This is a genomic window from Fodinicola feengrottensis (assembly GCF_039530045.1).
GTDB classification, from domain to species: domain Bacteria; phylum Actinomycetota; class Actinomycetes; order Mycobacteriales; family HKI-0501; genus Fodinicola; species Fodinicola feengrottensis.
The window spans coordinates 50,273-76,090 of the sequence record NZ_BAAANY010000036.1; the positions used below are offsets into that span (position 1 = coordinate 50,273).

Annotated in this window: 25 protein-coding genes, 1 tRNA gene and 1 pseudogene; 20 read left to right on the plus strand and 7 right to left on the minus strand. The window is 67.7% G+C overall.

The genetic code is table 11. From position 1 onward, the window contains the following. Positions 1 to 70 precede the first annotated feature (70 nt). Positions 71 to 688 (minus strand): class I SAM-dependent methyltransferase, encoded by a 618-nt coding sequence (locus tag ABD301_RS34360; RefSeq protein WP_163567233.1) that lies wholly within the window; start codon positions 686 to 688, stop codon positions 71 to 73. Between the two features lie 170 nt (positions 689 to 858). On the opposite strand from ABD301_RS34360, the gene ABD301_RS34365 reads away from it, so the two are divergent. The 9 genes from ABD301_RS34365 to ABD301_RS34405 all read left to right on the plus strand — a co-directional run bounded on the left by ABD301_RS34365 (position 859) and on the right by ABD301_RS34405 (position 12,082). Further along, positions 859 to 2,235 (plus strand): NosD domain-containing protein, encoded by a 1,377-nt coding sequence (locus ABD301_RS34365; protein ID WP_344314363.1) that lies wholly within the window; start codon positions 859 to 861, stop codon positions 2,233 to 2,235. 42 nt (positions 2,236 to 2,277) lie between these two features. Continuing rightward, complete coding sequence (locus ABD301_RS34370) at positions 2,278 to 2,658, plus strand: MmcQ/YjbR family DNA-binding protein (protein WP_279579426.1); 381 nt, start codon at positions 2,278 to 2,280, stop codon at positions 2,656 to 2,658. Between the two features lie 32 nt (positions 2,659 to 2,690). Further along, positions 2,691 to 2,960, plus strand: a complete 270-nt coding sequence (locus tag ABD301_RS34375; protein WP_344314364.1) for a hypothetical protein — start codon at positions 2,691 to 2,693, stop codon at positions 2,958 to 2,960. Between the two features lie 214 nt (positions 2,961 to 3,174). Beyond that, complete coding sequence (locus ABD301_RS34380) at positions 3,175 to 3,342, plus strand: hypothetical protein (protein ID WP_279579425.1); 168 nt, start codon at positions 3,175 to 3,177, stop codon at positions 3,340 to 3,342. Positions 3,343 to 3,550: 208 nt separating this feature from the next. Continuing rightward, positions 3,551 to 5,878 carry a DUF4135 domain-containing protein gene (locus ABD301_RS34385; RefSeq protein WP_344314366.1) on the plus strand — a complete coding sequence of 776 codons (2,328 nt, stop codon included), beginning with the start codon at positions 3,551 to 3,553 and terminating at the stop codon, positions 5,876 to 5,878. Beyond that, positions 5,875 to 7,023, plus strand: a complete 1,149-nt coding sequence (locus tag ABD301_RS34390; protein WP_344314367.1) for a hypothetical protein — start codon at positions 5,875 to 5,877, stop codon at positions 7,021 to 7,023. Before ABD301_RS34385 ends, ABD301_RS34390 begins: the two co-directional genes overlap by 4 nt. Beyond that, positions 7,016 to 8,212, plus strand: a complete 1,197-nt coding sequence (locus ABD301_RS34395; RefSeq protein ID WP_279579423.1) for a hypothetical protein — start codon at positions 7,016 to 7,018, stop codon at positions 8,210 to 8,212. Before ABD301_RS34390 ends, ABD301_RS34395 begins: the two co-directional genes overlap by 8 nt. Next, positions 8,199 to 9,479 carry a lanthionine synthetase C family protein gene (locus ABD301_RS34400; protein WP_344314368.1) on the plus strand — a complete coding sequence of 427 codons (1,281 nt, stop codon included), beginning with the start codon at positions 8,199 to 8,201 and terminating at the stop codon, positions 9,477 to 9,479. The genes ABD301_RS34395 and ABD301_RS34400 overlap by 14 nt, the downstream gene beginning before the upstream one ends. 71 nt (positions 9,480 to 9,550) lie before the next feature. After that, positions 9,551 to 12,082, plus strand: coding sequence for a right-handed parallel beta-helix repeat-containing protein (locus tag ABD301_RS34405; RefSeq protein ID WP_344314472.1), 2,532 nt, complete (start codon positions 9,551 to 9,553; stop codon positions 12,080 to 12,082). On the opposite strand, the gene ABD301_RS34410 is transcribed toward ABD301_RS34405, so the two are convergent. Next, a complete protein-coding gene (locus ABD301_RS34410) occupies positions 12,079 to 13,077 on the minus strand; it encodes a zinc-binding dehydrogenase (protein WP_344314369.1) in 999 nt (332 codons plus the stop codon). The genes ABD301_RS34405 and ABD301_RS34410 overlap by 4 nt on opposite strands. A 54-nt stretch (positions 13,078 to 13,131) precedes the next feature. Between ABD301_RS34410 and ABD301_RS34415 the strand changes: the two genes are divergently transcribed. From ABD301_RS34415 to ABD301_RS34440, 6 genes and pseudogenes are all read left to right on the plus strand, one after another. Continuing rightward, the gene (locus ABD301_RS34415) at positions 13,132 to 13,911 is read left to right on the plus strand and encodes an AraC family transcriptional regulator (protein ID WP_344314370.1); all 780 of its coding nucleotides are present in this window, start codon (positions 13,132 to 13,134) and stop codon (positions 13,909 to 13,911) included. A 59-nt stretch (positions 13,912 to 13,970) separates the two neighbouring features. Further along, positions 13,971 to 14,306 (plus strand): YciI family protein, encoded by a 336-nt coding sequence (locus ABD301_RS34420; protein WP_163567219.1) that lies wholly within the window; start codon positions 13,971 to 13,973, stop codon positions 14,304 to 14,306. Further along, on the plus strand, positions 14,303 to 15,520 hold the full coding sequence (locus ABD301_RS34425) for an RNA polymerase sigma factor (protein WP_344314371.1): 1,218 nt from the start codon (positions 14,303 to 14,305) through the stop codon (positions 15,518 to 15,520). The genes ABD301_RS34420 and ABD301_RS34425 overlap by 4 nt, the downstream gene beginning before the upstream one ends. An 83-nt stretch (positions 15,521 to 15,603) precedes the next feature. After that, the gene (locus ABD301_RS34430) at positions 15,604 to 16,344 is read left to right on the plus strand and encodes a DUF899 family protein (protein ID WP_279579418.1); all 741 of its coding nucleotides are present in this window, start codon (positions 15,604 to 15,606) and stop codon (positions 16,342 to 16,344) included. Positions 16,345 to 16,439: 95 nt separating this feature from the next. Beyond that, positions 16,440 to 16,637, plus strand: coding sequence for a hypothetical protein (locus ABD301_RS34435; protein WP_344314477.1), 198 nt, complete (start codon positions 16,440 to 16,442; stop codon positions 16,635 to 16,637). Then, positions 16,606 to 16,965: pseudogene (locus ABD301_RS34440) on the plus strand (alpha/beta fold hydrolase); the annotation flags it as partial. The gene ABD301_RS34435 and the pseudogene ABD301_RS34440, both read left to right, overlap by 32 nt. Positions 16,966 to 17,067: 102 nt before the next feature. On the opposite strand, the gene ABD301_RS34445 reads toward ABD301_RS34440, so the two are convergent. From ABD301_RS34445 to ABD301_RS34460, 4 genes are all read right to left on the minus strand, one after another. Beyond that, a complete protein-coding gene (locus tag ABD301_RS34445) occupies positions 17,068 to 17,871 on the minus strand; it encodes an alpha/beta fold hydrolase (protein WP_344314372.1) in 804 nt (267 codons plus the stop codon). A gap of 80 nt (positions 17,872 to 17,951) precedes the next feature. Beyond that, a complete protein-coding gene (locus tag ABD301_RS34450) occupies positions 17,952 to 19,337 on the minus strand; it encodes a permease prefix domain 1-containing protein (RefSeq protein WP_163567216.1) in 1,386 nt (461 codons plus the stop codon). Next, a complete protein-coding gene (locus ABD301_RS34455) occupies positions 19,334 to 19,708 on the minus strand; it encodes a PadR family transcriptional regulator (RefSeq protein ID WP_163567215.1) in 375 nt (124 codons plus the stop codon). Before ABD301_RS34455 ends, ABD301_RS34450 begins: the two co-directional genes overlap by 4 nt. A gap of 249 nt (positions 19,709 to 19,957) precedes the next feature. After that, a tRNA-Leu gene (locus tag ABD301_RS34460) sits at positions 19,958 to 20,033 on the minus strand. Between the two features lie 140 nt (positions 20,034 to 20,173). Here ABD301_RS34460 and ABD301_RS34465 point away from each other — a divergent pair. Together ABD301_RS34465 and ABD301_RS34470 are read left to right on the plus strand one after the other, a co-directional pair. Further along, positions 20,174 to 20,764, plus strand: coding sequence for an ANTAR domain-containing response regulator (locus ABD301_RS34465; RefSeq protein ID WP_279579416.1), 591 nt, complete (start codon positions 20,174 to 20,176; stop codon positions 20,762 to 20,764). A 283-nt stretch (positions 20,765 to 21,047) separates the two neighbouring features. After that, entirely contained in the window at positions 21,048 to 21,572 is a 525-nt protein-coding gene (locus ABD301_RS34470) for a GNAT family N-acetyltransferase (RefSeq protein ID WP_163567214.1), read from the plus strand. Here the strand turns inward: ABD301_RS34470 and ABD301_RS34475 are convergent, their stop codons facing one another. Beyond that, positions 21,573 to 22,061: a hotdog fold thioesterase gene (locus ABD301_RS34475; RefSeq protein ID WP_344314375.1), complete on the minus strand. Its 489-nt coding sequence runs from the start codon at positions 22,059 to 22,061 to the stop codon at positions 21,573 to 21,575. A 92-nt stretch (positions 22,062 to 22,153) separates the two neighbouring features. On the opposite strand from ABD301_RS34475, the gene polA reads away from it, so the two are divergent. The 3 genes from polA to ABD301_RS34490 all read left to right on the plus strand — a co-directional run bounded on the left by polA (position 22,154) and on the right by ABD301_RS34490 (position 25,817). Further along, positions 22,154 to 24,877, plus strand: coding sequence for a DNA polymerase I (gene polA / locus ABD301_RS34480; protein WP_425552009.1), 2,724 nt, complete (start codon positions 22,154 to 22,156; stop codon positions 24,875 to 24,877). Next, complete coding sequence (locus ABD301_RS34485) at positions 24,878 to 25,216, plus strand: cupin domain-containing protein (RefSeq protein ID WP_344314377.1); 339 nt, start codon at positions 24,878 to 24,880, stop codon at positions 25,214 to 25,216. It abuts the gene before it with no gap. 151 nt (positions 25,217 to 25,367) lie between these two features. After that, on the plus strand, positions 25,368 to 25,817 hold the full coding sequence (locus ABD301_RS34490; protein WP_163567212.1) for a cupin domain-containing protein: 450 nt from the start codon (positions 25,368 to 25,370) through the stop codon (positions 25,815 to 25,817). The last annotated feature ends 1 nt before the right edge of the window (position 25,818 follow it).

Genomic DNA, 25,818 nt, shown 5'->3' on the forward strand with positions numbered 1-25,818 from the left:
TGTCAAGAGAATTACTGACTTTCGAGCATTGTGCCGGACTGGGCTGTCCGATAGAACCGGTAACAGACGACTACGAACGAACGAAAGTCGCCAGGTATGCAACAGTCGGTCCGTGTCGCTCCTGTAGCTGGAAACCGCAGTCGTCGGCGTACGAGCGCAAACGACCGAACGGAATCCAGTGCCGATCGAAGAACTCGCCGACCACCAGCCGGCCCCCCGGTCGCAGCACCCGGTGGAACTCGGTCAGGGATTCCCGCGGCGCACCGATTTCGCCGAGTGTGGTGACCAGGTAAACGGCGTCGAACGTGCCGGCGTCGAAAGGCATGCAGGTGGCGTCGGCACGGGTACCGTGAATCGTGGAGATTTCCGCGTCGGCAGCGCGTTTTTGCACGTGATCCAGCATTTTTTGTTGGATGTCGACGATGTCCAACCGGCCTTGGCAACCCAGTTGAGGCGCCACGTGCAGGGACTGCAGGCCGGTCCCGGGCCCGATCTCCAGCATCCGCTCGCCGTCGGCCGGGTCGAGCGCGCGGTCGATGTCAGCGGCGCGCAGGAAGGGCAGTGGGAGATCCAGCAGTCGGCGTTTGTCGTACGGATAAGGGGCCGTGTCGGTGAACCACCAGACCGCGCCGGCCGCGGCGGCGAGTGCGGTGGCGCCGGCGGCCAGCGTGACCGTCTTCTTCTTCATATATGTGTCTGTCCTTCAGTTTCCATGACATTTGTCAGCCAAGCCAGGTGTTCTGGTTACAGTAACGTGGCGATAATCCCGGCCACATCAGACCAAAGTCGGCTACCCGTACGCCGGAAGTGTCGAGTGTGGCCGGGACTGGTCCCGAGACCGTTTCGTACCCTGCGCGGATGACATCGCCGGGGGTTGGTAGCAGAGTCGGTCGCGGCCTTATCGGCCTGGTCGTGGCGGCGGCGTTGGGATTGTTCGGGCAGTGGCCGGCCGCCTCGTTCGTACGCCAAGCTGCCGCCGCCCTGCCGCCGTACGGGACGGACGGTCGCGGCAACCCGCAGTCGACTGACTGCCAGTCGACGGTGACCGCCGGCCAGTCGATCGACGCCGCCATCGGCAAAGCCGCGGCCGGGGCGGTGGTATGCGTGAAAGCCGGCGACTACAGCGGCCAGACCGTGCACCTGAACCGGTCGAAGGTGACGGTCCGATCCAACGGGGTCGCCAAAATCAAGAACGCCGTCGTCACCGGCGCTGGTACGACACTGGACGGTTTCACCGTTGTCGGGGCAGCCTACCTGAACCCGGAAGCCGGCATCGATTTCGCCGGCAGCGACCAGAAAATCGTGCACAACCTGGTCAACGGGCGGCAGTTGGCCTACGGGATCCGCTGCGATCCGTGCCATCGGTCGACGGTGTCGCGTAACACCGTGACGAATCTGCAGAACTACGGGCTCTTTGTCGGCGCGGGGGCCGGCGCGCAGATCACCTGGAACAACGTCTACGACCTGCACGCCGACCGGGTCAACGATCTGGACGTGGACGGCGTGCGGTTCCTTGGCGCGCACACGATCCGGAACAACTACATCCACGACATCAACCAGTTCAAAAGCAAGCCGGACAGCACCGGCGACACCCCGCACACGGACTGCTTCCAGACGTACGACACCGGCAGGAAATTCTCCGGTACGGTGATCGAGGCCAATATCTGCGTGCGGGTGTCCCGGCAGTGCCTGATCGCCCAGAACGACACGGCGAAGACGTACGAGATCAGTGGCATCGTCTTTCGCGACAATATCTGCGAAACGTACGACAGTCAGGGTATCAACCTGGGTAGCCTCAAAGGTGTCCGGATCGAGAACAACCTGGTGCTCAGCGGTTTCCAATACCAGGTGGTGAGCCTGGAGGAACAGGACACCGGGCTCGCGAACACCGACACCACGATAATAAACAACATTCTGGTACGGGCGAAGTCCGACGCTTTCACGTACGAGCGGATTGGCAAGACGACCAACGAGAAGTTCCTGAACAACCTGGAAATGCTGGACACCTCCATCGTGCCGCGCGACGCCGCCTTCCAGCAGACCCGCGGCCCGTACGCGGCTTTCCGGACCTCGGATTTCACCTCCTACCGGGCGTATATCGCCCGGCTCGCGGTGCTGGACCGGGGTGTGCCCGGCAACACCTCGCCGACCGATCTCGCCGGCAGACCGCGGGTCGCCGGCCCGGCGACCGACCTCGGACCGTACGAGCTGGGTGCCTGTGGCCGGCAGTGCTGACAGACTGTCTCCCGTACCAACCAGGCGGGAGGAGCACGGACAGTGGCACCCAAGGCCCAGGCATTGACGCCGGCGAAGATCGCGGCTTTCGCCCTCGAGTTCGCCGAGACCACCGAGGAGAATCCGTTCGGCTTCGGCACGGACGTCTACAAAGTGGTCGGCAAGGTCTTCGTGATCCTCTCGCCGGAAAACGACCCGCCGAGGGTCTCGCTCAAATGTGACCCAGACCTCGCCCTGCATTTGCGCGAACAGTATGACGCGGTGACGCCCGGCTATCACCTGAACAAGCGGCACTGGAACACCGTGGCCCTGGATGGCAGCGTCCCGGCCGACGAGGTCCTGGAGATGGTCGAGCACTCGTACTGGCGGGTGGCCGCCGGCCTGCCCAAGGCGACCCGCGTCCGGCTCGGCGACGCTCCCTGACATTTGTCAGTAGGTTAGGCTAGCCTTCATTGTTGTTCCGGCTGGCTGGGGAGTCGATGTCCGAACGCGATGTCCTGGTCAGGGATCCTCGGTTTGCTTTCCAGGTGGGCGAGCGCAGTGGTCCGGACTGGCTCAGCCTGGCGGCGACAGCGGACCCGCTGGTTTGGTTGGGTAGCCGAACCAGCCCGAAAACCGAAGCCTTCCTACGCGCCGCCGCTGACGTGCTCAACGAGCCGGATCACCGGCCGGTCGGTGGCGTCGCGACCGGGTTCCGGGTGACGCCATCGGCGGAGACCGCGTAACTGGATTCACCGGCAGGTGTCGGAGCGGTGTCGCGCGCGGCGATATGACAGATTAAATAATTCCGGTAAATCGGGCTCCGGGTCGCCGACTTTGTCCGCAGTGGTCGCTCTTTCCTTTGGTTAGTAGCAAGATTTTCGCGAAACCCCCTTGTGATAACCGAGCCGGGGAGGCACTATTTGCCGCGCCCCTGTCCATCACAGAAGGAGAACCATGATGACCGCACCCGTCAACGAAAAAGCAACTGCCGAATTCGATCTGGTGATCGGTGACCTGGAGCTGGAGATCCCGGCGCTGGACGAGACCACCGCCAGCACGACCCACTTGGGCACCGGCGGCGGCAACTGTTTCGACTGCACCTGCGCCGGAATTTACTGCTCGTAGTCCAGGCCTGCCGCCGGACAGTGATTTCGCCGGACTTGTAATGAAAATGTCCGTCGAATGCGATCTGGCGATCGGTCTGTTCGCCGATTCCGGCAGTGGCGGTTGGCGGTCCGTCGGCCGTCAACCGCCGCTGTGATGACTACCGAAAGGGCCGCGGTGCGTCGAGGCGATGGTTGAGTTTCACTGGGAGATAAGCGACCCTGGCCCGTTGGATGGACCTGAGCCGCCGTCGGCGGTGAGCCGGCTGCTGGCCGCGGTACAGGCCGGCGAGGCCGGTGCGATGTTCCCGCAAGTGGTGAGCGCGGGCCCGGAGGGCACCCTCGCGATCGAGCGTCACCTCGGCGGTGCGGCGGACGCTCGGGCCCTGCGTCGTACGTTCGCCCAGCCGCGGTTTGACCCCCTGACAGCCGCTCTCGAACGACTGCAGGCCTGGTGCGAGGCGACCATCCCAGAGTATTCCGACATTCTCGCATCCGACCTGCTGACCAGCACGAACGCCGACCTCTTCGGGGCGTTCGTACGGGAGGCCTTCGTCGCCTGCGCCGCCGATATCCCGGACCTTACGGCTGTGGTGGGGCGCCGGTGTGCCCAGTTTTTGGGGCTCCTGGACGTGTTCCTCGACCGGCTGCGCCGGGACCTGCGGACCGGCTGGCCGGACAGAGCCGATCTGCGCGGGCCGGTCACCCATTTGTGGGCGCACGACGAGGAAACGCACAACGGCGGGCAGCGGGTGCTGCGGGTGGATCTCGCGGGCGGCGGCCGGATCGCGTACAAACCCCGGCCGGCGTCCGGCGAGCTGTTGTTCCTCAACGAAAACGCGATTTTCGCGCGGCTCAACGAGCTGCCACCGGTGTCTGGGGACGTACGGCTGCCGGTGCTGTCCAGCTGGCGGGGAAGCGGCCCGGATCGGCATGGCTACTCCTGGCAGGAATGGGTGGAACGGCCGCCGGAGTGGGGGATCCTGCGTCGCCAGGGCCAGCACGTGCTGTCTGGTACCCAGCTGACGCCTGCTCAGGCGGGTCCGTTCTGGCGTCGCGCCGGCGCGCTGGCCGCGGCCTGTTTTGCCTTTGGCATCACCGATTTGCACGGCAGCAATGTGCTGGCCGGTGCGCGCGCGGACGACGAGCCAATGCTGTATCCGGTCGACCTCGAGGTCTTTTTCGCCGACGCGAAGCGACTGGCTCACACCACGCTGGTGTACGCGCCAACCACCTCGATGACGCACCACGTGGGACTGGAGAACGAGGCCCGCTGGTGCGATGTCGACGCCCAGCCGGTGTGCTGGACGGCCGGCGAGGACGGCGTGTTGTCGTTGGGAACCCGAAGCCGCTCGGTCACTCGGACAGTTACCCGGTCGGTGGTCGGCGACACCACTGGGCGGATCGGTTATGGCCCGTACGTTTCGGCCCTGTTGCGGGGAATGTTCGACACCTGGACGCTCATTTGCCGGCATCGCGACGACCTCCTCGGGCAGGTCGAGCGGGACGGCGCCGACGGGTACGCACGAGTGGTCCGCCGGGCCACCTCGATTTACGTCGGCGCCCTCAACGGCGACCCGGTCGACCCGGCGGTGGTCTTCGACGCGGCCGAGCGGGAACAGCTCGACCGCGGCGACGTGCCGTACTTCTTCCGATCGGTCCTGGGCGGCCCGCTGTGCAGCCTGGACCCGTCGCTCGCAGCTTTTCAGCCGCGGCCGGTGCCGAATCCGGAGCCGGTGCCACCGGTGACCCCGCGACCGCTCGCCGACGTCGCTGCCCGGCTGACCTTGGCCACCCTCGGCCCGGCGCTGCGGGACGCGGTGGAGCACGTCTTCGACGACATTCCCGACCATGCTTTCACCGACGATGAACTCGGCGTACGCGTGCGTCTGCATGGTCCGGAAGAGGGTGAGGTCAGCTTCGACTGGCCACAGGTTGGCCGCCGGATCACGTATCGCTGGGATGAGTCCAAAGCCCGGGTAGCCATCGATCCGATCGACGCCGAGCCAGTTCCGGACCCGCTGCCGGCCGGCGTCGAGATCCGGCGCCGGCTGCTGCGGATGGACCGCGTCGATGCCCGCCTGCGGGTGCCATGGGCGCGCGGTGGGTTCACCGACGAGTCGTCGCATCGCCGGCTGACGGCGCTGGTCGGCAGCGGTGCGAGGTGGCTGGGGGAGGTCTTTGACCAGTACGGCTGGCCGGGGCAGTCGATGGTGGGCCTCGCCGCGACCAAGGCGGCCAGCCGGCTGGTCCAGCATCTGGAGGACGACCTCCCGCTGCAGCGGCGGGCCTTGGAGCTGATGACGGTGGCGGCCGACGCCGGCGACTTCCCTCGCCGGGAGATCGCGTACGTGACGGATTCCGTCCGGCTGGCCGAAGGGCGGCCGCAGGTCTACGGCACCAAGTTCGACCGGGTGGACGGTGAGTTGGTGCCTTGCCCACTGGAGGATCCCGAGCAGGTTGATGAGCGCAGGAGGGCGATGGGCTTGGTGCCCCTACACGAATACGCGAATGAACTGCGGGAACGCTTCCCGCTGACGGGAACCGAGCCGACATGACCGGCTGGCGGGAAGTCGCCCAGCAGTGGGGGCGGGCGCCAGCGGTGCTGCCGGATCCGGCGCCGGTGGATCTCGCCGCCGGCTACCGCGCGATGGTCGCCGCAAGCGCGCCTTTTCGCGCTGGCACTCGGTATCAGGCGCTGCCGGACGTACGGTTCCGGGCCGACGACGGGGTGATTCGAGCGCCTGGCGGGCTGCTGCCAGGTGAGCATGACCGGACGCTCGACGGCTATTTCGACCGGCTGGAAACCGACCTCGGCCAGGGTTGCCTGCTGACCGTCGAGCAGCCGTTGATGACCGATTTCGCCCTGTGGTCGGTGGTCCGGGACTGGCTCGCCAGACTGTGGCGGGAGGTCGGCTGGCCGAGTCTGCCGGTGGTCTCGGAGCTCGCGGTCGGTGACCGGATCACCGACCGTGGCGGGCTCGCGGGCGAACCCACTCACGACGTGTTGACCTGGGTGCTGCACGGGACTTTGCGGGTCGCGCTCCAGGACGGCACGGCCGGCCCCCAGCCGACCTTGACCGTACCGGCGGGACAGCTCGCCTATTGGCCGGGCACGCACTCGTACGCGGACACATACGCTGATCGCTGCATGCTGTTGCGGCTGCGCGTACCAACCGACCCTCGCCTTGCTTTCGGTGCTGTCAAAGACCTTCTGGCCGAGACGATGCAGGCGCAACGCGACGGCGACGAGGTGCCCTACCTGCCGATTTCAGCCGGGACAGTCGCGGAGCCGATCGCCGCCATCGCCCAGCAGCTCGGCGAGCAGGTCCAGGCTCCTGAACTGACGAGGGCGCTGCGCGTACAGCTTGGGAAGCGGCGCTCGGCCGCGGGCCTGGAGCCGGTGCCGGCGCCACGATGGCCAGTCGAGCTCACCGCGAGTGACTGGATCCGGCGGACCGCCGAAGTGCTACCGGTGCCGGACCCGCCCGACCGGACAGTGTGGGCGGTGAACGGGTACGGCTTGCCGCTGGCCGGCGCGGTCACTGACCGGATTCTGGCCGAGCTGCCGCTCGGTCGCCCGGTGCGGGTCGGCGAGCTGTGCGCGGCGATCGGTGCGGGGGATCAGTCCGCCAGGGTGATCACGCTGCTGCGCGCGTTGCATCGCCTCTACGTCGTCGAGCTGGAGGCGCGTGGTGTCTGAGCTGTTCGTCATGGAAACCCTGGACTGGGACGTCTTCGTACGCGACTGCTGGGATCGCCGTCCGGTCCTGGTCCGGCACGTACCGCGGCCGCCGTTCCAGGAGAACGAGGTCTTCCAAGCGGCGACCGTGGCTGGTCGGTCCGAGCGGCCGGGCGTCCTCCCGCCGAACGCGCAGTTCACCGTCGAGCGCCGGCAACAGGTGGTGGCCGGCGACTTCCTTCCCGAACCGGACGACGGCTCCCTCGCCGGCTACCAAAAGCGGCTGGCCGAGCGTCTGGGTGGCCGCCGCTATGCGCTCATCCTGCACGGCTTCCACGGCATGGCCTATCCGCAGTGGGCACGCGAGCGCGACTTCTACGCGGGCCTGTGGGAGCGGGTCGGGATCCCGCTGAGCGGCGCTATCACGACGCTGTTCCACGGCACGTACGAACACAGCCCGGTCGGCGTGCACAAGGACCGTTTCGCCACCTTCATGTTTGGCCTGGCCGGACGCAAGCGGATGCGGTTCTGGCCGAGCCGGCCCTGGTCCGATCCGGTGAGTACGGTGCTGGACTACGAGCCGTACAAGGCCGAGTCGTTCGCGGTCGAGATCGGACCCGGCGAGCTACTCTACTGGCCGTCCAGCTTCTACCACGTTGGCGAAAGCGCCGGCGACGAGCCGGCCACCAGCGTCAACGTGGGCGTGCCGCGGGAAGGCCACCGGGCCGCGTACGACCTGGACGACCTTTTGCTGAGTGTCGATCCGGCACTGCTCGCCGACCCGGGCCGGTCGTTCGGGCAGTATCCGCGCTCGTCAAGCCCGTTGTTGGGGACCGTGGATGGTTCGCTTCCGCCGGCGTTTGAGCAAGCGCTGGCATATTTCCGCGACTTCGCCGCCGATGGGCTGGCCGAGCGGGCGGTCGATCGCTCGCTACGGATCCGGACGGCAGGTGGCTTGCGGCCGGTGCCGCCGCCGGACGAGCGGCGTGCCCTGCCCGACACCGCAGTGGTTCGCCGTACGGCAGAGATCGTCGTCGCCGGCGATCTGTGTGCCGCCAACGGTCACGTCACCCGCTTTGAGGCGGGGTCGGAGATGGCTCAGTTGCTGGCGAATCAGCCGGTGCGAGTGGGCGAGACCGGGCCGGCCGCGCGGCACCTGTTGGAGACACTGGAGTCGTTCCATGCCGTGGAGCGCGATGAATCAGGGTGACGACATCCGTCAGCGGGCCACTCAGGTGGTCGCGGACCTCGCGGCCCGGCTGGCCGATCCGGCCACGGTGGCCGCGGTCACCGATGCGCCCGGCAACGTGCTTGAGGCGGGACCGCTGACGGTTCCGATCTGGCGGCCGGAGACGCTCGGCGACGGCTATCCCGGCGTTGGCCTGCTGTTCGCCGAACTCGCGGCGGCCGACCCGAGGTGGCGTGCCGCCGCCCACGCCCACCTGACCGCGGCGGCCGGCACCGCGCTCGGCGGCCGGTCGAGACTGTTCAGCGGTGCGGCCGCAGTCGCCTTCGTAGGGCAGGCAGCGGCCTGCGCCTATGGCGGCTATTCGGAGCTGCTGGAACAGCTCGACCGGCACCTCTGCCGGTCCGCCACACACCTCGCCCGGCAGGGTCTCGCGACCGTACGAGCCGGCCAGCCGATCGGCGACGACACCCTTTACGACGTGCTTAGTGGCATCACTGGTCTCGGCCGCTACCTGCTGGCTCGCCGCGATGCCAGCGACCTCGCCGACGCGACGCTGACCGAAGTCCTGCGATGCCTGGTCGCGATCGCGGTTGCCGGGGACGTACGGGTGGACGGCGTGCAGGTGCCCGCTTGGTGGGGCGCGAGCGGCTCGCGGGACTGTCTCAACGTCGGCCTCGCTCACGGGGTGCCCGGCCCGCTGGCGCTGCTCGCGCTCTGCTGGCTCGCCGGCATCCGGATCGAGGGACAGGACGCGGCGATCGCCCACATCGTGGCGTTGCTTGACCGATGGCGGAGAACCGATGACAACGGCCCGTACTGGCCGTTGTGGGTGACCCTGGACGACCACCGTGGACAGCCCAGTTGGAGCCGTCGCCGCGACGCCTGGTGCTATGGGGCCGCCGGAGTCGGCTGGGCGCTGGACCTGGCCGGCATCGCGCTGGACCGGGCCGATTGGCGAGCTGAGGCGGCGGCCGCCCTGCGCGGCTCGCTGGCCACGGCGAACGACGAGACGATCGACAATCCCGGCCTCTGCCACGGCTGGGCCGGGCTGCTCCACATCGCGCGTCGGATGGCCATCGGGACCGTCGATGTCGTCGCCGAGCGGGTGCTGGACGCGTACGCACCGGACAGCGCGTTCGGTTTCCGCTACTACCAGACCGAAGGCACTTGGTACGCGGAGCGGCCCGGCTTCCTCGACGGCGTCGCCGGGGTGGCGCTCGCACTGCACTCGTACGCGACCGGTGAGATGCCCCGTACCGGCTGGGACGCGGCCCTGTTGTTGAGCTGAACCCGCTCCCGGCGGGCCTTGTCCCGGAGCGCTCGCGCTCGCCGACGGTTGTGCATGATGGGCGGGTGGGGATGTCGAGCGATGGCCGGGACGGGCAGTCTTCCGAGAACACGTACGTCGTGACAGTCGAGGCGCCGGGTTCCGGACGGACGGGGCATTTCGCGTCCATTGGCGAGGCGCTGACGGCCGGCTCCGCGCGGTCGCGGCCGATCCGGGTGGTGATCGGGCCGGGCACCTATCGCGAGGCCGTGAAGCTGCGGGGGCAGGTGGAGCTGGTGTCCGCCGGCGAAGGTCCGGTGGAGCTGGCGTGGACGGCTGGGACGGCCGTGGAGGTCCTGGGGTCGGTACGGGTCACCGGGATCACCATCGCCGGAGCGGCCATCAAGAACCTGCCGACGGTCCTGGTGTCGGCGGGGACGCTCGCGCTCGACCACGTCAAGCTGCGCCGCGACGAGGCCCCGGCCAGCAAGGACCCCGATGCCGAGACCGAAGTCGTCAACCTGGCGTCGGCGCGGTCGGGGTCGTCGATGGACCTGCGGGATTGCCACGTCTCGGGCGCTCGGGTGACCTACGGCGAGAACACAACGGGCGTAGTCGAGCGGTGCGTCCTCACCCAAGCCGCCTACGGCGGGTTCGCGGCGATGGACGGCGCGAACGTACGGATCCTGGACACCACGATCTCCGCGGTCAGCACCGTCGGCATGTGGATCAAGCACGCCACGGTGGCTGTAGAGCGTACGACGATCGACGGCTGCGGGCAGAACGGCGTGTGGGCCGAAGCGCAGGCGCAGGTGACCCTGTCCGACAGCACGATCCGTAAATGTCGTTATCCCAGCACGATTTCCACCGATCGGGCCAACCTGTCGATCGTCGACTGCGCGATCTCGGAAGGGGCCGAGGAGGGCGCGCTGGTACGCACCGGCGGGCGGATCACGTTGCGACGAACCACCATCGACCGGCCGGGCAACCATGGGGTCTATGCCGAGACGATGGGCGTGGTAACGATCGAGGACTCAGCGATCAGCCAGGCCGGGGCGACTGGGATCACGGTTAAGCCAACCGGCACCGTCGCCGCCACCAACACGCGTGTCGACGGCGCCACCGCGGGTGCGATGGTCAACGGCGGGACCGGAACCTTCACCGGGCTGACCGTCACCGACGTGGTCGAGGCCGGTGTCGGGGTCGAGGGCGGTGGCCAGGTGACGTTCGTCGGCGGCACGGTGCGGCGATGCGCGGGCGGCATAGCCGCCACGGATGAGGGCAGCCAGGTGGTCGTACGAGATGCCACGGTGGCTGACGCGCAGGTCGCCGCCATGGCCGTGGACTCCGGCGCCCGGCTGTCCGTGCGGCACAGCACCGTGGAGCGAGGCGTGCTCGGGTTGGTCGCCGGTGGTTCAGGCAAGCTGACCGTAAGCGACTGCACGGTGACCGGGACCGCGCGCAGCGGGGTGTTCGTGTCCGACGAGGCACTGCTGACCGCGCAACGGCTGAGCGTACGGTCCAGCGGCGGCGCCGGTTTGCAGGCCACCGACAGTGCACGGCTGGAGGTGCTGGACAGCGAGTTCGTCGATGGCTCGGCGGAGGGCCTGCGGGTCGACGCCGGCTGCACCGGCCGGCTGCTGCGTTGCCGGGTGGCCGGCAATGCCGACGAGCCGGTGCTGCGCAGCCGGCAGGTCCGCATCGAGGAACCGGTCGAGACCGCGCCCGACCAGATTCAGGTGCCGGCCGGCGCTGGTGCGGACGTACGACCGTCCACTGTGGACAGGGTGCGGCCGGCGCCGAGTGCCATGCTCGACAACATGGACGAGCTGGACGGGCTGGCCGAGTTGACCCAGCTGGTCGGGCTGGAGCCGGTGAAGGCGCAGGTCCGTACCCAGATCAACCTGGTCCGCAACGCGAAGCAACGGGAGGCCGTCGGTCTGCCGGTGCCGCCGCTCAGCCGGCACCTGGTGTTCTCCGGCCCAGCCGGCACCGGCAAGACCACCGTCGCCCGCTTGTACGGCCGGCTGCTCGCCGCGCTCGGCGCACTGGCCACCGGTGAGGTCATCGAGGCCGGCCGCAGTGACCTCGTTGGCCAGTATCTTGGCGCCACCGCCCTGAAAACCAAGGCCGTGGTGGAGTCGGCGCTGGGTGGCGTGCTGTTCATCGACGAGGCGTACACGCTGGCCCGTACGTTCGGTGCCAACTCCGACCTCGGCCTGGAAGCCATCGACGAGCTGGTCCGCCTGATGGAGAACCATCGCGACGACCTCGTTGTGATCGTCGCCGGCTACACCACCGAAATGACCGAGTTCATGGACATCAACCCGGGCCTGCGATCCCGATTCTCCCGCACCATCGAATTCCCCGCGTACAACGCCGACGACCTCGCGAAAATCATCGAGCTGCAAGCGAAAAACCATCACTACCAATGGTCCGACGAGGCGCTCGCCGCGATCACCCAGCGGTTCCACCGCGAGCAGGACGCCGGCACCCTCGGCAACGCCCGCGACGCTCGTACGTTGTTCGAGCAGGCCATCGAACGACAGGCCGCCCGCCTGGCCAACCACCCGAGCCCCACGTCTGCCCAGCTCATCGAACTCACCGTCGCCGACCTGTCCTAAGGCAAGACGACAAGCTTTCCGGTGGCTTCGTTGTTTTCCATATATTGGTGGGCTTTGACGATGTCGTCCAGGTCAAAGACGCGGTCGACGTTGGGCCGGTAGACGCCACCCTCGACCTCGCGTACGACCCGCTGCAACACGGTCGTGCCCACGCTGCCCTTGAAGTTGTCGCTGTGGAATGACGTGAGTTTGGTTCCGTACGGGATCATCGCGATCGGCTCGAAGTCCGGGATCAGCCAGCCGCTGAGCGAGCCGGCGACGCACACCGTCCCGCCGCGACGGACCAACCGCAGCGAGTCCACGGCCGTACGCGCACCGACCAGGTCCAGCACCAAGTCCGGACCGTCGGGCCAGATCGTGCGCAGGCTCGCCGCGAGCGATTTACCATCGTCGACGAGTACGTGGTCGACGCCAGCCGTCTTCACCGCGTCGGCTTTGCTTTGCCGCCGAGTCGTGGCGGCGGTTTCCAGGCCGTAGCCGGACGCGATCGACGCGGCCGCCATCCCGACTGACGAGGTCCCCCCACGAATCAGCAACCGCCGCCGGTCACCCGGCATGACACCCAACGCGTCCAACGAGCCCTGCGCGGTCAGGTACGTCTCGGGCAGTGCGGCCAGGATCTCCCAAGGCAAGGTGGTCGTGATCGGCATCAGCAGCGCATTCGGCAACAACGCGTATTCCGCGTAGCCACCGTCGAATTCCCGGCCCATCTCGCCCATGACGGCCGCGACAGTGGTCCCCTCCGGCAAGCTGGGGTCGGTCGAGGCCGCCACGGTTCCCACACACTCGATTCCCAGCACACGCGGGAAAATCACGCTGGGGGAGTGGCCCTGACGGGTCCGCAGCTCGGACCGGTTCAGGCCGGCGCCCTCAACCCGTACCAGGCTCCAGCCGTCCCGGACCGCTGGTAGAGGCACCTCCCGAATCTCCAGCACTTCTGGGCCACCGGCCCTGACGCAAACCGCCGCACGCATCGTCTGTTGGCTATTGAGCATGCGTCCACTGTCGCTAATGAGCAGTGCGGCCTGCCACCGATAGAATGCCAACTTATGCCCATCGGCCGCCAACCTCGGATGTCCCAGTTGTGGGCGTCGGGCGGTTTGCATCTGTGGTCATCGGGCGGCACGAGTTCAGCACATTCGCACCCGCGTGGCCACCTTGTCTACGCGGCTCGCGGTGTCCTGTCGGTGCACACCGAACGCGGCACCTCGATCGTGCCGGCCAATCGAGCCGCCTGGATCCCCGCTGGGTTCACGCACTACCACCGAGCCCACGGTGAGACCGATATGCGGATCCAGTTCCTGCCGCCGTCGCTGACCCGGCTCGTACCAGCCCATCCGGCCGTGTTCACGGCCTCTGACCTGGCCCGCGAAATCCTGCTCACCCTCACCGGCCCACGCAACTACGAAGGCGCGGCACAGGCCTGGGACCGCGCCGCCCAGGCTCGTCTTCGCCGGGTCCTCGTGGACGAGCTTCACCAAGCGGATGAGCAGCCATTACAGCTGCCGGAACCACACGACGACCGGCTGCGGGCGATAGCCCAACTGCTGTACGAGGAGCCCGCGAACACCACCTCGCTGGCCGAGCTCGGGCAGCGCGTCGGGGCCAGCGGCCGTACGCTCAGCCGGCTCTTCCACGACGAACTCGGCATGACTTTCTATGAGTGGCGCACCCAATTACGCATCTATCACGCCCTCGTGTTGCTCGGCGACGGCCACGACACCACGTACGTCGCGCATGCCTGCGGATGGGCGAACCCCAGCGGCTTCATCACGGCCTTCACCAGCATCATCGGCACCACACCGGGGCGACACCGATCTGCCCGCTGAGCTCGCGGCACGGCTGAGAGCGCGAAAAGTCGTCGCACCGGCGTGCCAGACTCGGGCCTATGAAGTACGTGTTGCTGATCTGCGATGACGAGTCCGCCTCACCGAGCAACGAGGAACTCGACGCCGACCCCGTGCACCAGGCGTGGGAGGCGGACCTGGAGCGGCGCGGCGCCAAGGTGTTCGGCGCGCGGTTACGGCCGGTGGTCGACGCGACGACGGTCCAGGTCCGCAATGGCGAGACGCTGGTCTCGGACGGGCCGTTCGCCGAGACGAAGGACTTCGTCGGCGGCTTCGTGGTGCTGGACTGCGCCGATCTGGACGAGGCGATCGCCATCGCCGCCGGCCATCCCTACGCGCGGTGGGGCGGCATTGAGGTCCGCCCGGTCTGGGAATGACCAGGCCCGACGCCGTAAGAGCAGCGGTCGACGCGGCCTACCGGGACGTGTGGGGCCAATTGGTCGCCACCTTGATCGGCCAGACCCGGGACTGGGACCTCGCCGAGGACTGCGCCCAGGATGCCTTCGCGGCCGCGCTCGTGACCTGGCAGCGCGACGGCATTCCGAACCGTCCGGGCGCGTGGCTGACCACCACCGCGCGTCATCGTGCGATCGACCGGCTCCGGCGCGACACCGCCGGTCGTACGAAGCTGCGTGAGCTCGCTATGCTGGCCCGCGAGCCGCAAGAGTCGTCGGTGCAGGAGATCCCGGACGAGCGGCTGCGGCTGATCTTCACCTGCTGTCACCCGGCGCTGCCGTTCGAGGCCAGGGTCGCGCTCACGCTTCGTACGCTCGCGGGCCTCAGCACGGCCGAGATCGCCAAGGCGTTCCTGACCGCCGAACCGACGATGGCGCAACGGCTGGTACGCGCCAAGCGCAAGATCGCCGAGGCGGGCATTCCCTACCGCGTCCCGCCCGCCGAGCTGCTGGGGCAGCGGCTGGGCGCGGTCCTCGCGGTGCTCTACCTGATCTTCAACGAAGGTTATGACGAGCAGGACAGCCGTCGCGCGTTGACCGCCGAGGCGATCTACCTCGCCGGCGTCCTGGCCCGGTTGATGCCCACCGAACCCGAGCCACGGGGTTTGCTGGCGCTGATGCTGTTGCACGAAGCCCGGCGTGCGACGCGTACGGACGACGGCGAGCTGGTCCCGCTGGAACTCCAGGACCGGTCCAGGTGGGACCAGGCGTTGATCACCGAAGGCGTCGCCGTCCTTGACGAGGCGTTGGCCCTGCGCCGCCCCGGGCCGTATCAGCTGCAGGCCGCGATCGCCGCCTGCCACGCGACGGCACCGGACACCGCGACCACCGACTGGCCGCAAATCGCCGCCCTGTACGCGGAGCTGGCGCGCCTCGCGCCGTCGGCGGTCGTCGAGCTCAACCGCGCCGTCGCGGTCGCCATGTCCGACGGCATTCCCGCTGGCCTCGCGCTGGTTGACGAGTTGGCGGCGGCCGGCCGTCTGGACGGATATCACCTGCTGCCGGCCACCCGGGCCGATCTGCTGCGCCGCGCCGGCCGGGTGGCCGAGGCGAGGCTCGCGTACGAGCAGGCCCTCGACCTGGCGCCGACCGAGGCCGAGCGCCGCTACCTGACCCGCCGCCTTCGAGAGCTCTGACAAAGTTTCTCTCAGGTATGTCGATTTCTCATCGGGTACTTCGTCAGTGGGACGAAAAGGCAATCAAAACAGAGGAGACAGTCATGGCTGAGTCAGCCAGCCCGAGCCTGCCCAACGTTGTCGAGCGGGCCACCTTCCAGGGCGAACTCGACACCCTGCGAGAACGGGAGAAGGCGCACACCCGGGAAGGTTCCGCGATCGCCGCGGCCCGTCGGCGGCTGCCGATGGTCGAAGTCGACGCGACGCTCAGGTTGACGGGGCCGGATGGTTCGGTCACGCTGCTCGACGCGTTCGAAGGCCGCCGGCAGCTCATTGCGTACTACTTCATGTGGCATCACGACCACGGCGCCGCCGAGCAGTGCGAAGGCTGCACTTTCTATACCAACCAGGTCACCGAGCTGGCCTACCTCCAGTCGCGGGACATCACGTACGCGGTCCTGTGCCAGGGCCCGTACGAGCAAAGCCGCCGCTATCGGGACTTCATGGGCTGGACCATGCCGTGGTATTCGGCGCAGGACTCGGCCAAGGACCTGCTCGCCGGGCGCCAGGTCGGCATGTTCCACGTGGTCTGCTACGTACGCGACGGTGACCGTGTTTTCGAGACGTACTGGACGACCGGCCGTGGCGTGGAGGCGATGGACAACAACTACGCGCTTATGGACCTCACCGTCTATGGACGTCAGGAAACATGGGAAGACTCGCCGAATGGCTGGCCCCAGCAGTGGCCGGTCGACAGCGCCAACCTCCGCGTCGACGGCCGCCCGACCTCGCAGTGGTCGCGGCTCACCGCCGGCCGCTCCGACGACCTCGACGCCAAGCCCTGAGACGTCCAACCTGCCGTCCTTCGTGGAACCGCGCGAAAGGCGATGAGTTTGGCGGCCTCCCCGCGTCTAGCGAGGGAGGAGAGGAGGTGCAACCGATGAGATATGTCGAGAGATTTGGCGATCCCGCGGACCCGCCGGTGCTGCTGATCGGCAACTCGATGCTGACCTGGCCGGACGAGTTCTGTGAGCGGCTCGCGGCGGGGCTGGATCGCTCAACTGCTGGCCCTGGACTATCCCGACAAGGTCGCCACCCTGACACTGATCTCGACCCGTCCGACCGCGCCTGGGCCTAACGATCCGGACCTGCCCGAGCACGCGCCCGCGATCATGGCGCATTTCATGTCCGCGTCAGAACCGGACTGGTCGGACCGGACATCCGTGATCGAAGGTGCGGTTCAGGTCGGGAAGCTGCTGGCCGGGACGCGCGGCTTCGTGCCCGCTGACGTACGCGAGAATGCCGCGCGGATCTTCGATCGGGTCAGTCCGGATCCCGCTGTCCAACGGTCGAATCACCTGGCCACGGCCTTCGCGGCGTTGGACTGCACGCCCCGGTGGCGCGAACGACTCAGCCAGGTCACCGCACCCACGCTGGTCATGCACGGCGCCGAGGATCCCTTCTTCCCAGTTGGCAACGCCGAAGCGCTCGCCAGCGAAATCCCTGGCGCGCGGCTGCGGGTGTTGCACGGGATTGGCCAGGCGATGGTCCGTCCCGCGTGGCCGGACCTACTCGACGGGATTCTCACGCTGTCGGTCACCGGCGCGCCCCGTCAGGAAGTCACCAACGACCGCACGGTAGTGGTCGCGTGCTTCCCGGCGAATGCTGTGCCCGACTCCGCCGATGTGTACGGGCGTGAGTGGACCGCCGGCCGTACGTTCGCATGCGGCGCCGAACTCCGGGCTGACCAGGCTGCCGCGTTCGGTGTCCCCGTGCAGCAACAAAATCGGGCAGCTCACCGCGGCGAGGACCTCGGTCAGAGGAGGGACCGGCTTGGTCAGGCTGCTGAAAAAATCCGGGTTGATCTCATGCTTTGACGTTGCCCACGGCGGAAATTCGTCGGCTGACCAGCGGGGGTTGTCCGCGCGACCCCGATCGAGAGTGTCCTGTGGGTCGAGCGCGCGCAGGTCAGTCAGCCAGTCCGGCACCGGGCAACCCGCCGGCAACAGCTCGCGGCCGAACACTGGAGGATCCTCGAGAACGGCCGCACTGACCAGGTCCGGGCGGATCCGGCCCAGCTGTGCGGCCGTCGTCGCCCCCATCGAGTGCCCGACGACCAGCACGGGGCCGGCTGCGAGGTCATCCAGCACCATGGCCGCGTCTGCCGCTAGCACGGCCTCGCTGACGGGTTCCGCGGGCAGCCCGGATCGGCCGTGCCCGCGCGCGTCGGTCGCGAGCACGCCGCCGTACGAGGTGAAGAACGGGATCAACGGGTCCCAGCACGCGGCCGAGTCGGTCATCCCATGCAGCAGCAGAATCTCTGGCTTCTCGCCGAAAAGCTGCCAGGCGACATGGCCAGCCCGACTCCGCATACCCGCTATCGTAAGGCCTGCCCCAATTCTGATCCCACCGATTATTGAGACAGGCGCTACGACACCAACGCCAGTGTGCGTCAGGCGTAGTTGAACAATGGTGGGAAGGCAAGGACCACGACCCATGCCCACGCGGCGTAAACAGGCAGGTAGCCGGTCTGCCAGCGTTCGAGTTTCGCGAACCGCGTACGCCGGAGGGCGAACGCGAGCAGCAGCCAGGCCGACCAGGCGAGGTTCACCAGCAGAATGACGTTCTCGCCGAGCGCCACCGCTCGGTTCGGGGTCGTCCCGTACCCGCTGATACGCCCGGTGATCTCGAAGAGCACCAGCACGTCGATGGCCAGTGCGCTGACCACCAGGGCGAGTTGCAGCTTGTCGAACAGGCCGGGCGGGGCCAGCGGATCGCGGGCTGAGATCGAGTAGAGCAGCAGTCCCAGCACCACGACCAGCAGCAGGTCGAACAGGATCAGCGCTTGGCGCTCCACGTCGATACCGGCGCTGGACCAGACGACGGCGATGAGAAATGCGAGCAGGACCGCGGTGAACAGCGGAGTGAACAACCGGGTGAGCACCGGGGCGATGTTCTCGACCACGCTTTGTTTGGCCTCGACGAGCCAGCCGGCCACGATGATCGCGCCCATGACGCCGCAGGGAATCAGCCACCGGATGACAAACGTCTCCGGGTTGACCCCGATGGCGTTGAAGGTGCCGAACATGAATGCGACGAGCACCCCGCCGCCGAGGGCGATGAGCACCAGGTAGACGAACCATTCGCCGGTGAAGCGGATGAAGTCCATCCTTCGACGCGACGAGCGCCAGTCCCGCGCCACGTACGCCAGACCCACCACGAACCACAGGGCGATGGGGAGGTGGATGCTGGTGATGACCACCATCTGGGAGCTGCCGGTCGGATGGTACGCGTTGGCAGCCACCGCTCCGAGCGCGAACAGTGCCACCGGGATCCCGATCAGCGGCCCCCGGATCTGACGCCGCCAGCCGAGGTAGGCGGCCAGCCAGGGCAGCCCGAACAGGCTGAAGTTCGCCGCGTAGAACGGGGTGCTCTGTTCCCACGCGACCCCGAACAGCTCGGGCACCTTGATCGAGATCGCCGCGCCCACCGCACAGCCGATCATCACCCACAGGTCCCACCGAGCGCGCTTGTCCGGCACTGAGCCGCCGATGCCGTCAGTCTCGCCAGTGAGCACCAGCTGCTTCCACAGCCGTTCGGAATGCTCCCGGGCGAACTCACGGGACAGCTCGTCCAGGCTGCCCATTCGCTTGACCGCGACCAGAAACGCCTCGTCGGCGCTCAGACCGGCCACCACAAGTTCGTCGACGCAACCGCGGAGGTGGTCTTCCAGTTCGTCGGCGTCGGACTTCTGCAGTTCGGGACGGCGCTGTACGTATTGCCGCCACTGGGCGAACTGCGCCGCCAACTCCTCTTCCTGGCTTTCGTGCACTGTCACGCCTTGCCCTCCAGCGGGATCACCGTCATAGCCCCGCGATCGGCGAGGCCCTGACCGAGTTTCTTGAGCGCGTCCACGACCGTGTCCCACTGCCGGCGCTGCTCGGCCAGCTCAGTCCGGCCCTGGTCGGTGATGCGGTAGTACTTGCGTCGCCGCTCGCCCTTCGCCGCCTGCCAACTCGCCTCCACGTACCCGAGGCGTTCCAGCCGGTGCAGCAGCGGGTAGAGCAGCCCTTCGGTCCAATCCAGCTCGCCACCGGAAAGCTCGTTGATTCGCCGGAGAATGGCGTAGCCGTAGCTCTCGCCCTCGGCGAGGATCCCCAGCACCATGGGCGTCGCCGAGGCGGCGACCAGATCCTTCGTGACTTTCACCAAACCTCACCTCCGTACCTAGCAGCATGATGCATAGTACTTCTAGGTATTTGACCTCGCAACGGGCCCCGACGCGTAACTCCCGGGAGCTGGGCTCGGCTTTGTTTCGCCTGGCTTTTTGTCGAGTGCGGGGTTTTGTTCCGCACTCGACAGGTGCGGCGCCGTGGAGCGGTCTCTACTGGAGCGGGTAATGCTGGCCGCGCCGCTGGAGAGTGACACGCGCTCTATGCGACAAACAGGGCCTCTGACTGGTGCCCCCGGTGCGATTCGAACGCACACTGGACGGGTTTTGAATCCGTTGCCTCTGCCGTTGGGCTACGGGGGCCTGACCGACGCACAGACTATCCCGATAGGCTGCGGGTCCGAACGACTAGGGTGTCCGGGAAGGCCCGGCGGGTCCCGCTCAGCGGGTTTCGTATCGTTGAGCCTTCAAGCTCTGCCCGTCCCAGCTGTCTAGGAGTCACCGTGACCGACGCTTCCCCACGCCGTGTGTTGATCGCGGAGGATGAAGCGCTGATTCGCCTGGATCTTTCCGAGATGCTCACCGAGGAAGGGTTCGAGGTCGTCGGCGCCGTCGGAGACGGCGAGCAGGCGGTTCAGCAGGCCGAGCAGTTGCGGCCGGACCTGGTGATCCTGGACGTGAAGATGCCGGTTCTGGACGGCATCGCGGCGGCCGAGCGGATCGCCGGCGCCCGGATAGCGCCAGTGGTCATCCTGACCGCCTTCAGCCAGCGCGACCTGGTCGAGCGGGCTCGTACGGCCGGCGCGATGGCGTATTTGGTGAAGCCCTTCCAGAAGAAGGACCTGTTGCCGGCCATCGACATGGCCACCGCCCGGTTCGCCGAGATCGTCACGCTGGAGGCCGAGGTCTCCGACCTCACCCAGCGGCTGGAGACCCGCAAGGTGGTCGAGCGGGCCAAGGGCGTCCTGATGGACGAGCACGGGATGACCGAGCCAGAGGCGTTCCGGTGGATCCAGCGGGCCGCGATGAACCGGCGCACCTCGATGCGTACGGTCGCGGCGGCGGTTCTTAAGGGACTCGCCGAGCAGCCGTAGGGCGATGGCGGGTCGCGGTGACCGTCTGACCAGATGGCGAGTACGCTGCGCGGACATGCCGGCCGACAAGTCGGGCAAGGTCCCGCAACACCGTATTTTGGTGATGCGGCGGGACGTTTCCTCCCGGTGGTTTGCGGGGCTGGTGGTCAGCGCTACGGTGGGAGCCGGTCGGGGGACCCATCGTTCGATCGAGGCATGTCTCGGGGAATCAATCCCGGGGTGTGGGTGCTAGGGGGTCCCGTTGGTTCAGCGGTTCAGGATTCGCCGCGCTGGCGTCGCTGACTTGGAGATTGTCCTCCGTTTCGCCGCCATCGCGTCCGACGTGGCGATCGCCCGCCGGCCGCTGAGCCGAGCGGCGGTCGGCCGGCCACTGCCGGCGCACCGCAGCCGGTACGAGGCGCTGCTGCGGGATCCGGACCGGCACGTGGTCATCGTCGAGGACGACGCTGGGGACCCCGCCGGTATGGGCGTGCTGGCCGAGGATCGTACGGGCCCGTTGCACGACCTGCCGGCCGCCCGCCTGTCGCACGTGGTGGTCGAGCGGCACCGCCGGGGCCAGGGCGCCGGCCGCAGCCTGATTGGCGCCGCCGCCGCCTTCGCCGAGCAGATCGGCGCCGAACATGTGGTCGCCGGCGTGGTGCCGGCCTCCCGCGAGGGCAATCGGTTCTTCGCGCGGCTCGGATTCGTCCCGCTGGCCATCCATCGGGTGGCTTCCTTGTCCTTGCTGCGGCGCAATCTCGCGGTCCCCGAGATGACGATCGACTTCAAGGTCGGCGAACACCGCGAACCCGACGCGGGCGTCGCCTAGTTATTCGGCTGAGCTGGCGAAAGACGACTTGATCAGCTGGCAGGTCAGTCTGGCCGAGCAGACCAGCCGGCCGGACTCGTCGCTGATGGCCACCGCGTAGGTGGTGACGCTGCCGCCCTCGTACAACGGCGTACAGACGCCCGTGACAGTGCCCGAGCGGGCCGCCCTGTGGTGGGTGGCGTTGATGTCGACACCGACCGCGACCCGGCCGCGCCGCTGGCCGTGGATGGCGGCGGCGGTGGAGCCCAGGGTCTCGGCGAAAACGCACGAAGCGCCGCCGTGCAGCAGACCGAGCGGTTGCCGGTTGCCCTCCACCGGCATGGTGGCGACCAGCCGATCCGGACCGATCTCGGTGAAGCGGATGCCCATCCGGCTCGGCAGTTCGCCGAGGTGCGCGTTGATGACCTCCAGTACGGCCTGCTGGGCCGCCGGGTCGGTGAGGTCGACCGTGAGCCGCTCGGTGAGGCCGGTGGATTCGGTGCTGGTCAAACTGATCTCCCTGGATGTGCTCACGAGCTGCTCGAAGGCCGCCGAGGCAGTGCCCACGGAGCTCACTGTCGTAGCCGAAGACTAGGCTCTCGATGGTGAGCGACCAGCCTTCCCGTGATGGATCTAACCCGCCCCGCCTGCTGCTTCTGGACGGGCACTCGTTGGCATACCGGGCCTTCTTCGCGTTGCCGGTGGAGAATTTCTCCACCACCACCGGCCAGGTGACCAACGCTGTCTACGGCTTCACCTCGATGCTGATCAACGTGCTGCGGGACGAGCAGCCCACCCACCTCGGGGTGGCGTTCGACCTGGCCCGCAAGTCGTTCCGCACCGAGCAGTATGCGGAATACAAGGCGAACCGTTCGGAGAGCCCGGCCGACTTCAAGGGCCAGGTCAGCCTGATCCAGGAGATCCTGGACGCGCTCAAGATTCCGTACGTGACGAAGGAGAACTACGAGGCCGACGACATCCTCGCCACCCTGGTCACCCAGGCCGAGGCCGAAGGCATGCAGGTGCTCGTCTGTTCCGGCGACCGGGACGCCTTCCAGCTGGTCACCGAGAACGTCACGGTGCTCTACCCGCGCAAGGGCGTGTCCGATCTGGCTCGGATGACGCCGACGGCCGTCACCGAGAAATATGGCGTGTCGCCGCAGCGCTATCCGGACCTGGCCGCCATCGTCGGGGAGACCAGCGACAACCTGCCGGGCGTGCCGGGCGTCGGGCCGGGCTTCGCGTCCAAGTGGATCCAGCAATATGGCGACCTTGACGGCGTCATCCAGCACGCCGACGAGATCAAGGGCAAGAAGGGTGAGGCGCTGCGCGAGCACCTCGCCGAGGTGATCCGGAACCGGCAGCTCAACGGCCTGCTGCGCGACCTGCCGCTGCCGCTCTCGGTCGCTGACCTGGCCCGCAAGACCTGGGACCGGGATGCCGTGCACCAGGTCTTCGACGCGCTGGAGTTCCGAGTGCTCCGGGACCGGCTGTATGCGACGGTCGAGACCGCCAAGCCCGAAGCCGAGTCCGGTTTTGACCTGGAGATGGTCCGCCCGGGCCCGGGGGAGCTGGCCGGTTGGCTCCAGACGTACGCGGAAGGCTCGGAGCCGATCGGCGTGGCGGTTGGCGGCAGCTGGGCCCGCGGCGCCGGTGAGGTGACGGCCATCGCGCTGTCCACTGTGACTGGTGTGACCGATGGCACCGCTGGGCACGCGGCCTGGATCGACCCGGCCGCCTTGGACCTGGAGGACGAGCAGGTGCTGGCCTCGTGGCTGGCCGACCCGGCCAAGCCGAAGGTGCTGCACGATGCCAAGGGGCCGCTGCTGGCGCTCGCCTCGCGCGGCCTGAAGGTGGACGGCATCGCTTCGGACACCGCGCTGGCCGCTTATCTCGTAAGACCAGATCAGCGCACGTACGACCTGGCCGACCTGGTTTTGCGCCAGCTGCACCGGGAGCTGCGGTCCGAGGAGCCGGACGACGGGCAACTGTCCTTCGACGACACCGAAAGCGACAACGCGGCCGAGGCGCTGATGCTGCGCGCCGCCGCCACCGTCGACCTCTCCGCCGCACTGCGTGGCGAGCTGGAGGCGAGCGGCGGCACGGCCCTGCTCGCGGACGTCGAACTGCCGCTGGTCGCTGTCCTGGCCCGGATGGAGCAGGCCGGCATCGCCGCCGACAGTGAATACTTGGCCGAGCTGCAGTCGCAGTTCGCTGGCGGGGTGAAAGAGGCCGCCGAGAACGCGTATGGCGTGCTGGGCCGCGAGTTCAACCTGGGATCGCCTAAGCAACTGCAGGGCATCCTTTTCGACGAGTTGCAGCTGCCCAAGACCAAGCGGATCAAGACCGGCTACACCACCGACGCGGACGCGTTGGCGAGTTTGTACGGCCAGACCCAGCATCCGCTGCTGGAGCACCTGCTGCGGCACCGGGACGTGGCCCGGCTGAAGTCCACTGTGGACGGTCTGATCAAGACAGTCTCGGACGACGGCCGCATCCACACCACGTACAACCAGATGATCGCCGCCACCGGCCGGCTCTCGTCCACCGACCCGAACCTGCAGAACATCCCGATCCGGACCGACGAGGGCCGGCTGATCCGCCGCGCCTTCGTCGTGGGCAAGAACTACGAGACCCTGCTGACCGCGGACTACAGCCAGATCGAGATGCGGATCATGGCGCACCTGTCCGAGGACGAGGCGCTGATCGAGGCGTTCAACTCCGGCTTCGACTTCCACGCGGCGACCGCCGCCACCGTGTTCGCGGTGCAGCCGGAGTCGGTCAACACCGAGCAGCGGGCCAAGATCAAGGCGATGAACTACGGCCTCGCATATGGGCTGTCCGCGTACGGGCTGTGCCAGCAGCTGAGCATCTCGGTCGAGGAAGCCCGCGGCCTGATGGACGGCTATTTCGAGCGCTTTGGTGGCGTCCGCGACTACCTTCGCTCGCTGGTGCTGCAGGCCGGTCGCGAGGGCTACACCGAGACCGTGCTCGGGCGCCGGCGGTATTTGCCGGACCTGACCAGCGACAACCGGCAGCGCCGCGAGATGGCCGAGCGGATGGCGCTGAACGCGCCGATCCAGGGCTCGGCGGCGGACATCATCAAGGTCGCGATGCTCGGCGTCGACGCCGCCCTGACTACCTCGGGCCTGCGTTCCCGGCTGCTGCTCCAGGTGCACGACGAGCTGGTTTTCGAGGTCGCGCCAGGGGAGCGGGACGCGGTCGAGGAGCTGGCCCGTCGCGAGATGGGCGCCGCGTACCAGCTGTCCGTCCCGCTGGACGTGTCCGTTGGCGTCGGCTGCGACTGGCACGAGGCTGGTCACTAAATGCGCTTCCTGGACCTGCCGGCCGCACAGGGTCGGCAGGTCGATCGCTTCGACAGCGTCGGCGTTACCGCCCTCGGACTGGTACGTACGACGTATTCCGTCACCACCTTGCGGGTGCAGGCCGGCGGCCTGATCGGCCGGCACGCGGCGACTCAGCCCCAGCTACTAGTCATCATCGCCGGTCGTGGCTGGACGTCTGGCGACGACGGCGCCCGGGTCGCTATCGAGGCTGGTCAGGCCGTGTTTTTCGAGGCCGGTGAGGAACACGAGACCGGCTCCGACACCGGTCTCACCGCGCTAGCCCTGGAGTCAGACGACCTCCCTGTACGTGACCTCTGACTTCCCGTTCCGCCCGCAACGCCTCGCGCTTCACACCAAGCAGCGGGGCGTTGCCGTCGTCTGCCCGGAGCTATCCATTCGGACTGGAGTCCGGTAATCTCGCGAGAGTAATCGGACTGCGGTCCGAATGGATCGAGCGAAGGGTAGTGGCATGGGCAAGGTGTTCGTACGGCTCGTGGTGGCCGTGTTTTCGTTGGTGCTGCTCGGTGGCACCGCCGCCGCGGCCGCAACGGGTCCGCAAGGGGATCCTGTGGTGTTTCACAGTGCCCGGCATGAGCACTGGATGCCGTGTGAGGGGCTTGCGGGTTGTACGCAGCTGCCGTCGCGGACGAATCCGGTGACCGGCGGCAGTGAGTCGATGTTCCGGCTGAAGGCGGGCACGGTTTTCACCAAACATTGGCACACCAGCCCTGAGCACGTGGTCGGGGTCAGCGGCACGATGATCTACCACCTGGACACCGGCCGGACGTATCGGCTGGGTGCCGGGGACTTCCTTTACTACCCTGGAAAAACAGTGCACTGGGGTCAGTGCGCCCGGGGTGCCGACTGCATCTACTACGTCTACGACGACCTGCCGTACGACTTCCATCCGGTCCCGTAGG

What these genes read in the sequence shown, in the direction of transcription:
- ABD301_RS34360 (WP_163567233.1), bottom strand. Translation starts at nt 688, where the DNA reads ATGAAGAAGAAGACGGTCACGCTGGCCGCCGGCGCCACCGCACTCGCC.
- ABD301_RS34365 (WP_344314363.1), top strand. Translation starts at nt 859, where the DNA reads ATGACATCGCCGGGGGTTGGTAGCAGAGTCGGTCGCGGCCTTATCGGC.
- ABD301_RS34380 (WP_279579425.1), top strand. Translation starts at nt 3,175, where the DNA reads ATGACCGCACCCGTCAACGAAAAAGCAACTGCCGAATTCGATCTGGTG.
- ABD301_RS34390 (WP_344314367.1), top strand. Translation starts at nt 5,875, where the DNA reads ATGACCGGCTGGCGGGAAGTCGCCCAGCAGTGGGGGCGGGCGCCAGCG.
- ABD301_RS34400 (WP_344314368.1), top strand. Translation starts at nt 8,199, where the DNA reads ATGAATCAGGGTGACGACATCCGTCAGCGGGCCACTCAGGTGGTCGCG.
- ABD301_RS34405 (WP_344314472.1), top strand. Translation starts at nt 9,551, where the DNA reads ATGTCGAGCGATGGCCGGGACGGGCAGTCTTCCGAGAACACGTACGTC.
- ABD301_RS34410 (WP_344314369.1), bottom strand. Translation starts at nt 13,077, where the DNA reads ATGCTCAATAGCCAACAGACGATGCGTGCGGCGGTTTGCGTCAGGGCC.
- ABD301_RS34415 (WP_344314370.1), top strand. Translation starts at nt 13,132, where the DNA reads ATGCCCATCGGCCGCCAACCTCGGATGTCCCAGTTGTGGGCGTCGGGC.
- ABD301_RS34420 (WP_163567219.1), top strand. Translation starts at nt 13,971, where the DNA reads ATGAAGTACGTGTTGCTGATCTGCGATGACGAGTCCGCCTCACCGAGC.
- ABD301_RS34425 (WP_344314371.1), top strand. Translation starts at nt 14,303, where the DNA reads ATGACCAGGCCCGACGCCGTAAGAGCAGCGGTCGACGCGGCCTACCGG.
- ABD301_RS34430 (WP_279579418.1), top strand. Translation starts at nt 15,604, where the DNA reads ATGGCTGAGTCAGCCAGCCCGAGCCTGCCCAACGTTGTCGAGCGGGCC.
- ABD301_RS34435 (WP_344314477.1), top strand. Translation starts at nt 16,440, where the DNA reads ATGAGATATGTCGAGAGATTTGGCGATCCCGCGGACCCGCCGGTGCTG.
- ABD301_RS34445 (WP_344314372.1), bottom strand. Translation starts at nt 17,871, where the DNA reads ATGCGGAGTCGGGCTGGCCATGTCGCCTGGCAGCTTTTCGGCGAGAAG.
- polA (WP_425552009.1), top strand. Translation starts at nt 22,154, where the DNA reads ATGGTGAGCGACCAGCCTTCCCGTGATGGATCTAACCCGCCCCGCCTG.
- ABD301_RS34485 (WP_344314377.1), top strand. Translation starts at nt 24,878, where the DNA reads ATGCGCTTCCTGGACCTGCCGGCCGCACAGGGTCGGCAGGTCGATCGC.
- ABD301_RS34490 (WP_163567212.1), top strand. Translation starts at nt 25,368, where the DNA reads ATGGGCAAGGTGTTCGTACGGCTCGTGGTGGCCGTGTTTTCGTTGGTG.